At 44.2% G+C, this 8,569-nt stretch carries 8 protein-coding genes; 6 read left to right on the forward strand and 2 right to left on the reverse strand.

Annotation, left to right across the window (positions count from 1 at the left end):
- The 6 genes from GVO63_RS12975 to GVO63_RS13000 all read left to right on the forward strand — a co-directional run bounded on the left by GVO63_RS12975 (position 1) and on the right by GVO63_RS13000 (position 7,039).
- Positions 1–120, forward strand: a complete 120-nt coding sequence (locus GVO63_RS12975) for a hypothetical protein (protein ID WP_236552141.1) — start codon at positions 1–3, stop codon at positions 118–120.
- Between the two features lie 62 nt (positions 121–182).
- Positions 183–980, forward strand: coding sequence for a 5'-nucleotidase, lipoprotein e(P4) family (locus GVO63_RS12980; RefSeq protein ID WP_159493987.1), 798 nt, complete (start codon positions 183–185; stop codon positions 978–980).
- 395 nt (positions 981–1,375) lie between these two features.
- On the forward strand, positions 1,376–3,259 hold the full coding sequence (locus GVO63_RS12985; protein ID WP_159580410.1) for a tetratricopeptide repeat-containing diguanylate cyclase: 1,884 nt from the start codon (positions 1,376–1,378) through the stop codon (positions 3,257–3,259).
- A 695-nt stretch (positions 3,260–3,954) separates the two neighbouring features.
- On the forward strand, positions 3,955–5,202 hold the full coding sequence (locus GVO63_RS12990; RefSeq protein ID WP_159580412.1) for an MFS transporter: 1,248 nt from the start codon (positions 3,955–3,957) through the stop codon (positions 5,200–5,202).
- A 672-nt stretch (positions 5,203–5,874) separates the two neighbouring features.
- A complete protein-coding gene (locus tag GVO63_RS12995) occupies positions 5,875–6,648 on the forward strand; it encodes a siderophore-interacting protein (RefSeq protein WP_159580414.1) in 774 nt (257 codons plus the stop codon).
- 199 nt (positions 6,649–6,847) lie between these two features.
- Positions 6,848–7,039: a CsbD family protein gene (locus GVO63_RS13000; protein ID WP_136782577.1), complete on the forward strand. Its 192-nt coding sequence runs from the start codon at positions 6,848–6,850 to the stop codon at positions 7,037–7,039.
- A gap of 196 nt (positions 7,040–7,235) precedes the next feature.
- Here GVO63_RS13000 and GVO63_RS13005 read toward each other — a convergent pair whose 3' ends face one another.
- Positions 7,236–7,757, reverse strand: a complete 522-nt coding sequence (locus tag GVO63_RS13005) for a hypothetical protein (RefSeq protein WP_159493936.1) — start codon at positions 7,755–7,757, stop codon at positions 7,236–7,238.
- The gene (locus GVO63_RS13010; protein ID WP_236552142.1) at positions 7,747–8,556 is read right to left on the reverse strand and encodes a DVU3141 family protein; all 810 of its coding nucleotides are present in this window, start codon (positions 8,554–8,556) and stop codon (positions 7,747–7,749) included. Before GVO63_RS13010 ends, GVO63_RS13005 begins: the two co-directional genes overlap by 11 nt.
- Positions 8,557–8,569 lie beyond the last annotated feature (13 nt).

Genomic DNA, 8,569 nt, shown 5'->3' on the forward strand with positions numbered 1-8,569 from the left:
CTGCATGAAGCGTTCAGCACATATTACCAAGCGACCTATTTTCGTGTAAAAGTAGAACATCAAGAAAGTCTGCATGCACACGACGCTATTGCTGAATTATCAGGCCCAGTTCATCGATAAATTCAGTCATTATTTGGGTGTTTAAACCGGTAGGCAAAAGAAATGATAAAAGGAAAATAACATTGTTATCTCTTAACAAGCTCTCTTACATCAGCAAAACAGTGTGCATAGGCGCTGCATTATCCGCTATAGCGGCGTGCTCATCTACGCCATCAACCCCGCTTGCTGGCGCAAAATCACACACTCTGTCAACTGCCGTGACATACCAAACTAGCAGCAAAGAATATCCCGTCCTCTCGAGCTTTGTGTACAATCAGGCTATTGCCGCGCTGCCAACGCGCTTTGCTGATGGCAACGTTGTAGTCATGGATGTTGATGAAACCGTGCTAGACAACAGCACCTATCAAAAAGAACGTGAAAGTGTCGGCTTGGGATATTCTTCACAAAGCTGGGCTGATTGGGTAAAACGTGAAGAAGCCACACTGGTGCCAGGTGTAGCCGCCTTTATTGAGGAAGTTGTTGCACGAAATGGTAAGGTGGCGCTGATTACCAATCGCGATAAAGCACTGGATAAGCACACGTGGAACAATCTTTTGGCACAAGGTTTACCGCTTAACACCAGTAATACCTGTGTAGTTGGCCGCACTGCTGAAGATAAAAAAGCAGTGGGCTTAGAAGGTATGGTCAATGACAAAGACTTGCGCAGAATGCAGCTTACCCAGGGCAAGATCGCATGTTCAAATACGTCTAAAGACGCCACGTCTACATGGGCAGTGCCTCACACTATTATCATGCAAATTGGTGACAACATTGAAGATGTGGGCGGCGTAACCCAAGAATCCGCCAACGTTGAATCGCTCATGCCGCGAGTGGGCACAGAGATTTTTATTCTGCCAAACCCAATGTACGGCTCTTGGTGAGCGACAGAATAAGATTAATACTTGTGGCGTTAGGTTAACGTACTTCACCTAACGCCACTACGTGAGTTTGAGTTTGAGCTTTAGCTGAGTCGAGCTTCTTTTAAATTCAGTTATTCCTCTTAACGTACAAAGCTGTCTAGCGCTAGTGAATAGGCAGAGAGGCCCGGTACGCTTTAGTGATTGCCTATCTTTACCGTGCTTTCAAATCAATAGGGGCCATACAAGTTTTTAACTGTAGTGCCTTCTTTGTATTCAAAAAAATCACCCTCCGTTTTTCTGTGCATAATGTTGGTTGAACACCTCACAGCAAGAAAGTTGTTTCAATATTGTCGAAGCTCGAAAATAGCGTCTATAGTTGAGGGAATGGAGTTTCGCTGCAAAAGGCACATGGCGGTATGACTAAAACTGGACTTTTTGTCACAAGTTTATTAATTACTTTTTTTGCGTTAAAGCCTGCATTCCCCAAAACAAACCTAATAAATCCAGCACCGAACGATGACGTTATAGCCGGTATAAAAGCCCTTCATCGATCACCTGAGAAAGAAATGGCCCGATTAAAGTCGCTTCTTGACTCGAATCAATCCTCTGCCAAGCGGCATGAATGGTTATACCTGTATGCTTTGGGAAAAGAAAAACGAGGTGAATATGGAGAGGCACTTACTCTAGTAGAACGCTGTATTGATGATGCCAATACGAGTGCCCTTATGCAGCAGCGCGCTAAATTGCTCAAAGCCAAAATACTTTCAAATACTGGTGATATTGAAGAGGCAATTGGCATTCTCAACACGATAAAACAATGGTCTATGAACCATGGCGTGATCCAATTAAATATTGGTGCCTTAATGACGCTAGGCGCTGCGTTCGAAAATATTAAGGAGCCAAAGCTTGCCCTTAATAACTACCTGTCAGCTTACGATTTAGCGACACAGTTTAAGACTCAAGTTCCCCCTTCCCATATTGCGGGTTTGATCGGTGCTATCTTTTTACAACAATCTAGATTTGCTGAAGCCAAAAGTTATCTCAATGAAGCCTATGAATTTGCCGTTAAAAAGAAAAACAGTGTTAACCAAAGTCATTTGGCTGAAAAGCTTGCTCGTGTAGAGTCAGGGCTCTCAAACTTCACTGCCGCCATGGAGTTTTATGATACGGCCATAAATATTGCGCGAAAAAATAACGATTTCCCCCTTCTAACCAGCGCACTCATTGGGAAAGGAAAAATGTTGTTAGGCCAAGAAAACACAGTAAAGACAACTAACACCGCGCATTTGTTATTTGAGGAAGCAGCCAGCCTTGCACGCAATTTAGAGTCTAAAAGTATCTATTTTGATTCGCTTATCGCACTTTCTCGTCTCGCTCTCGCTAATGGGGATAAAGCACAAGCGTTAGAAAAGGTGAAACTTGCGGAAACAGTAATAGAGAATACTGAAGTAGGCTTCCCCCATCTTGAAGCAGCCTACCTCAAACTTACTATTCTAGAGGCCTCTGGCGACAAGCAGGCCACTATTGATGGACTGAAGCAATATATTGCATTAAATGAGGCGATAACAGAATCACTAGATAAGTCTAGGATACAAATATTACGTACACTTTATGAGTTAGATGAAGTTGAAGCTGAAAATAGCGATTTAAAAGCAATAACAAATTTACAAGCGGACAAAATTGCACTGAACCAGCAGCGCAACGTCTTACTAGCAGTGATCACAGGCTTATTTCTCATACTAAGCGCCCTACTATTTATACTCTACGTCAAGCGCGCGCGATACCAGACAAGACTTGAACGGCTTGCCACTACCGATGGATTAACCCGTTTTTACAACAGAGCTAAAATTCTGGAACTGCTAGATGGCTGTCTGAAAAATATTGAAAACACCGACCAAAAATTCTGCGTTGTCATGTTGGACATCGACTTCTTTAAATCTATAAACGACAAATATGGTCATAAAATGGGAGATGATGCATTGCGTCTTTTCGCTCACACTGCGCGACAGCGTTTTCCTAATCACGTCGATATGGGTAGGTTAGGTGGTGAAGAGTTCCTGTTTATCTTTCACGGTACTGATGAACACCAAATTTATGAACAACTCGATAGCTTTCGTCAGATGCTGAAAACGGCTTCTACCCACCAGCTATGCGAGGAGATCAAACTAACATTTTCTGCAGGGCTTAAGGTCGTTAACTCACCGCAAAGTACGACTGCTATTTTAGAAGATACGGATAGAGCACTTTACGAAGCGAAAGAAACCGGCAGAGATAAAACCGCCATAATTAAATGTTTGTAATTTGATACACACTAATGGGAAAAAACTACATGCCCCGTTCTCCCTCACAGAATCCTCCCTCTTACCCACAAGCCCGGAAATAGAATATAACCCAATAAAATCAATAATTTAAAATATTTTATTAGCAACAATAAAACTATGGCACAAATGCAGCATACATTAGACTAACGGATAACAACAGAGTGCAGCTTGTAGCTAGGATAGCTTTAGCGACGGAGAGGCCAAACTGCGCAGGTTGATGATACTGAAGGTGACGACACAGGAAGTACATGGAGTGGTCGCCAAGGAAGAAAGGACACATCAGTATTTAAACTTAAGGATGACTGGTGAAGATTCGTTAAACTGCTGGTCGATGATGAGGTTAGGGAAAAGACACCCTAATTAAACTCGCAGGATGCAAAGGCCTTGTTTCATAAGGATTGCAAACAGGCACCGAGTACCTACATCGCAAGCACTGACAGTGATGTCTCGTGCAGCAAAGGATTGTTGACCCTATTTGGATTCGTTGAACGTACCTGTGTGTTGCTTCAGCGAGACCATAGTGAGGACACTGGTAATGTCGTCGATGTTATTAGTGAGTTGTCACCCGACGACATTCCTCTCCCCTCAAAGGCCCATCCCGGCCTTTACATACCTCTGATTTTGGCCCGCCTTTGGCGGGCATTTTTTTATCTTCCTTTATGATAAGATCGATTATGTCTCCATCACCTACTAGAAGAGTTCATTGCGTGCTTTCGCCTTCTTCCACGACCATCGTATTCAGAATTCTTTTTTGTGCATTGCTCGCTACGTCTATTGGCCAAAGTGTTATGCTCACTACACTTCCTTCCCTAGGAAGACAGGCCAGTCTCTCTGAATTTCATATTGCTACCATCATGTCTAGCTCTGCGCTTATCTTCGCCATAGGTACAAATGTGTGGAGCAAAATAGCTAAGCGTGCCGGGTTCAAACGCATTCTTATGGTGGGCTTGACTGGTTATAGCTTAGGTACGTTGGCCTTTGCAAGCGCTTGGATGGCGGGCTTTTCCGGTATTATTAGTGGAACCAACCTATTCTTGGCCCTGCTAATTAGTCGCAGCATGCAGTCCACTATTATGTCAGCAACGCCTCCGTCAGCGGTGGGCTATGCGGTTGCAATAAGTTCTGCGCAGGGGCGAGTAGGCGCAATAAGTAAAGTCACATCGGCGAGCAATGTAGGGCAGATTATTGGCCCTGCCTATGCGGGTTTATTGGTGGGCTTCGGCTTGCTCGCTCCTTTGTATAGTATTGTTATACTCACCTTGTTGGCATTGGCACTCGTGTATTTCAAGCTGCCGGTTCTTCCCCCACCGTCCCAACAACATCCAACGCAAGTCATTGAGTCTGGCGCCCCATCTAAGACCAAAACTCCTTACATATTTGTTGGCGCATGCGTTTGCGTTTTTTGCGCCATGGCGATGATGCAACAAACACTGGGCTTTTTCTTTATTGATTTTTATCACTACACGCCTGTGCAAGCTGCGAGACAAGTTGGGTTTGCCATGATGGTGAGTGCGGCAGCATCACTCACTGCACAATTTGGATGGGTTCAAAAAGGTCGTGTTAGTAAAGAGACAATGATCATGCTTTCGTTACCGCTTCTCGGCTTGGCCTATCTGTTGCTATTCCTGCAGGGTTCGCTATTCATTCTTTATACTGCAATGACATTCATGGGTTTGGGCATGGGTATGGCTTACCCTTCTTTAGCAGCTGCCGCCACCACCTATTGCACTCCCGCTCAGCAGTCATCGATAACAGGGTTGATAACAGCAACAACAGCGATGGGCTATATTATAGGGCCTCCACTCGCCGCGTTGATATATCAGTTTGACATCGCCTTACCCTTCGCTACGGCGGCATTGCTGATTGCTATTACAGCATGTACGACATATATAACGCTGAGACAACACAAGAAATCAAACTAACGTGTGAAAGCAATAATACCAGTCCGCATAGATAATTACCCATTCAGCGAGAGTTAAAATGTTCGTAATCGCGGCGTGTTACTGTAGGTATAGTGGTTATATATCAAGGTGACACAACAAAGAGTACGGACATTTTAAACTCGCCCTACGGGAAGGTCTGGCAAGCTTCATCTGGGAATTTGAAAGGCAACAGCCACTCCTGCATTCCTACGCTTCGCCAGGAAACTTACCGGCACCTTCTGAGTGGGCTATTAGCTATGCGGATTAATGGTATAACAAGATCTTAACGGGTTTTGAAACAGCTAAATGCAAAGGTATTTAAATTTTTACCTTTTATTTTTAAAAAAACGGAACCTTTTTTGAATTAGGCTATCTTAACTTATACATAAAGTCGTTGAGTGTGCGTCTTTGTGGTGTGTAAATGTGTTTTCCAAGTTATGTTGTGGTTTTTAAGGGGCTTTTAGCCCCTTTTCTTTTGCCTGCTCTTTTCTATTAAAGTGCGACTTTCAGCACGTATCCTCTATAAATCTGGCCAATTGATGCGCTCCTCTAGCATCATCCACCGTTCAATCTGAAAAGTAGAACAAAACAAACCTTATCATTCCACCTTAAGAAATATAAATGATAACCATTATCATATAAAATATTGATTAAATTTCCAAGGAGAAGCTAATGTCTAGACCACAACCTCGCCAAGCTGTTGTTATACAGTCCGTTCGTATAAGCCCTACTATGCAGCGTATTGTTTTAGGTGGTGAAGATCTTCGCGCTTTTCCTGCCGTATCTGCAGGCGCTTACGTAAAGCTTATGTTCGATAAATTCGGAAATCCGCTTAGCCAACCCACCGATATGAGTGAAGTCGCCATGCGCACTTACACGGTTTCCCACTTTAATGCTGATACAGCTGAGATGACTCTCGATATGGTCATTCATGCCCACGATGGAAAAACAGGGCCCGCTTCAGCATGGGCTACCAGTGCTAAACCTGGTGACATAATTACACTGGCAGGCCCGGGCTCAAGTAAAGGGTTAAGTGAAGATTATGATTGGGTACTGCTAGCGGGCGACATGACAGCACTTCCCAGTATTAGAAATCACCTTGCAGAGCTTCCTTTGCATGTCAGAGGTTATGCGGTAATCCAAATTGAAGATAAACAAGACGCGGTTGCACTTAAAAAACCTGATGGAGTGACAGTGATATGGGAACATGAACAACCGTTACCTTTTCGTCTTACTCAACTGACTTGGTTGGAAGGCATACCTGCGATTTGGGTAGCCTGCGAGTTCTCTGATATGCGAGCGATAAGGGCATGGCTTAGAGATGAAAAAGCGGTTGCGCACAAGAATATTTATATTAGTAGCTATTGGAAAAAAGGTCGTAGTGAAGATCAGCATAAAATAGAAAAGAGGCTGGACAGTGAAGCGTTTGCACAATCACTCACGTAACGACTCACACACAGCTCTGTAGTGTTTGCAAAAGCGTGTAAATCTTGTATAAAAAGGCGCTTCATTTTAGATTAAAAATCAATATAAACTATAATTATCATAAACTTATATCAAGGAACAGCATTTGCTTCACTTAATATAGCTGGCTACTTTTTTTGCCAGTTTTCTCAACCAATTGTTTAGATAAGGAGAGCAAATTATGAACAGTGATCGTATTGAAGGTAATTGGAAAGAAATGAAAGGTAAGGTGCAGCAGAAGTGGGGCAAGCTTACCGATGACGACCTAGATGTGATCGACGGTCGCCGTGAAGAGTTAGTAGGTAAGATTCAGCAAGAGTACGGTAAAACGCGCGATGAAGCTGAAAAAGAAGTGAACGAATACTTCAATTAATCGCGCGTATCCACCTTAGCGTGCGAATGCAAAGGCCGTCTTTTTAATAGACGCTGTTTGCTTAGACACAATTAAAAAGGGCCACAACGTGATGTTGTGGCCCTATTTAGTGCTTAGCTCCATACGCACTCAGGTCTAGCGCTGCAGCAAGACTGTCAGACAGCGCTGCGCACAGCCTTACCTAGCCCGTAATCGTCTATTCATCTATCTTCGGCTGAAGGTTTTCACGCACTTCCCTTGCATCAAAACTGGTTGCCGACGTGGGGCGAGTACCTTTACCCAATTCAATGTTTAAAATACTCTCGATTTCACTTTGTTGAGAACCGCCTACAAATACACCGGTCTCGAACTGGGTAGTAGGGTGATACGATGTACGGCAAGTAAGCACACCACAGTCAGTTACGCGTGCGTAACGCTGGCTAAACCCCGCTGTAGGCGTAGTTTGAACCGTTTCTTTGTCTACTAAGGTTTCGCGGTCGGTGACGACGAACCAATCGTAACCTTCTAACAGCGTAAGCTCGGCAGCGCGCAACATGGCGTAATCCATCGCTTTAGGTTTATCCGATCCCTTCGCTTTGAAATGCACGCGATATTGCGTATCGCTTAACTTCGTTTCGGTGTAACCAAAGCCACCTTTTTCAGCCTGTCTATAGTCGGGTTGACTCGCACAGCCCGCCATAATTAAAACTGCAAGTACTAACATAATCTTAGTTTTCATCGTTTACTCCTTCGGCTTTTTCAGCTAGCCAAGTTGCTTCAATTGCATTTTGCTCTTGTTCTCGATTTAACGGCGCAGAGGCCATCATTTTATTCAACTCATCTTCTAATAATTTAGCGCTACTCGCGGTTTGATATTCACCTGTATTTCCGCCTAACTCGTCCAATTTGCTCGCGGCAAGCATCCATGAGCCTTGGCTGTCTTTACATGCAATCATTACATTCAGCTCATCTTGTGATGCTATTTTCGCCTGTCGGCAATAGTTAAAGTCCGTGTTTAAAAAAGACAACTGGGGGGTAACCGTAACCCCAGACTCAAACGTGGTTGATTCACCCGTAAGGTTGCTGTCAAGCACGGACGACACGTTAGCCCAATGTGAAGGCTGCGTTGTATCAGCGCCTTGTTGATTGAACAATACCAAACCTGCAAGCACTGCCACACTTGCGGCTATAGCGAACGGTGTTCTCCACGTTGTTTGTGTACCTGAACTACCACGAGAAATATTCGCTTTTGACACAAACGGCGTAATATTTTCAGTTGAAGAGCTCTTTGCGCTTGGCTCAGCGACGCCCTCATTGACTGAATTCACATCAGAGACTGGCGCTTCGTTTTCATTGATTGTTCTATTTTCGACTCTGCTTTCGCTTTCATCGCTTAAAAGGGCCACAATTTCTTCTGGTAGTGCTACGGACGTCGCCTTCTCTGCGGCGGCTTTGACGACTCTGTCTACGTCTGCAAGTGCGGCAAGTCGGTCTGAAACAGTGGCGTCTTGTGCTATTGCCTCGCGAACCATTTCCATCTCTACAGCGTCA

The organism is Alteromonas sp. KUL106, assembly GCF_009811415.1.
Classification (GTDB): Bacteria; Pseudomonadota; Gammaproteobacteria; order Enterobacterales; family Alteromonadaceae; genus Alteromonas.

What these genes read in the sequence shown, in the direction of transcription:
- GVO63_RS13010 (WP_236552142.1), bottom strand. Translation starts at nt 8,556, where the DNA reads ATGGAAATGGTTCGCGAGGCAATAGCACAAGACGCCACTGTTTCAGAC.
- GVO63_RS12985 (WP_159580410.1), top strand. Translation starts at nt 1,376, where the DNA reads ATGACTAAAACTGGACTTTTTGTCACAAGTTTATTAATTACTTTTTTT.
- GVO63_RS13005 (WP_159493936.1), bottom strand. Translation starts at nt 7,757, where the DNA reads ATGAAAACTAAGATTATGTTAGTACTTGCAGTTTTAATTATGGCGGGC.
- GVO63_RS13000 (WP_136782577.1), top strand. Translation starts at nt 6,848, where the DNA reads ATGAACAGTGATCGTATTGAAGGTAATTGGAAAGAAATGAAAGGTAAG.
- GVO63_RS12995 (WP_159580414.1), top strand. Translation starts at nt 5,875, where the DNA reads ATGTCTAGACCACAACCTCGCCAAGCTGTTGTTATACAGTCCGTTCGT.
- GVO63_RS12990 (WP_159580412.1), top strand. Translation starts at nt 3,955, where the DNA reads ATGTCTCCATCACCTACTAGAAGAGTTCATTGCGTGCTTTCGCCTTCT.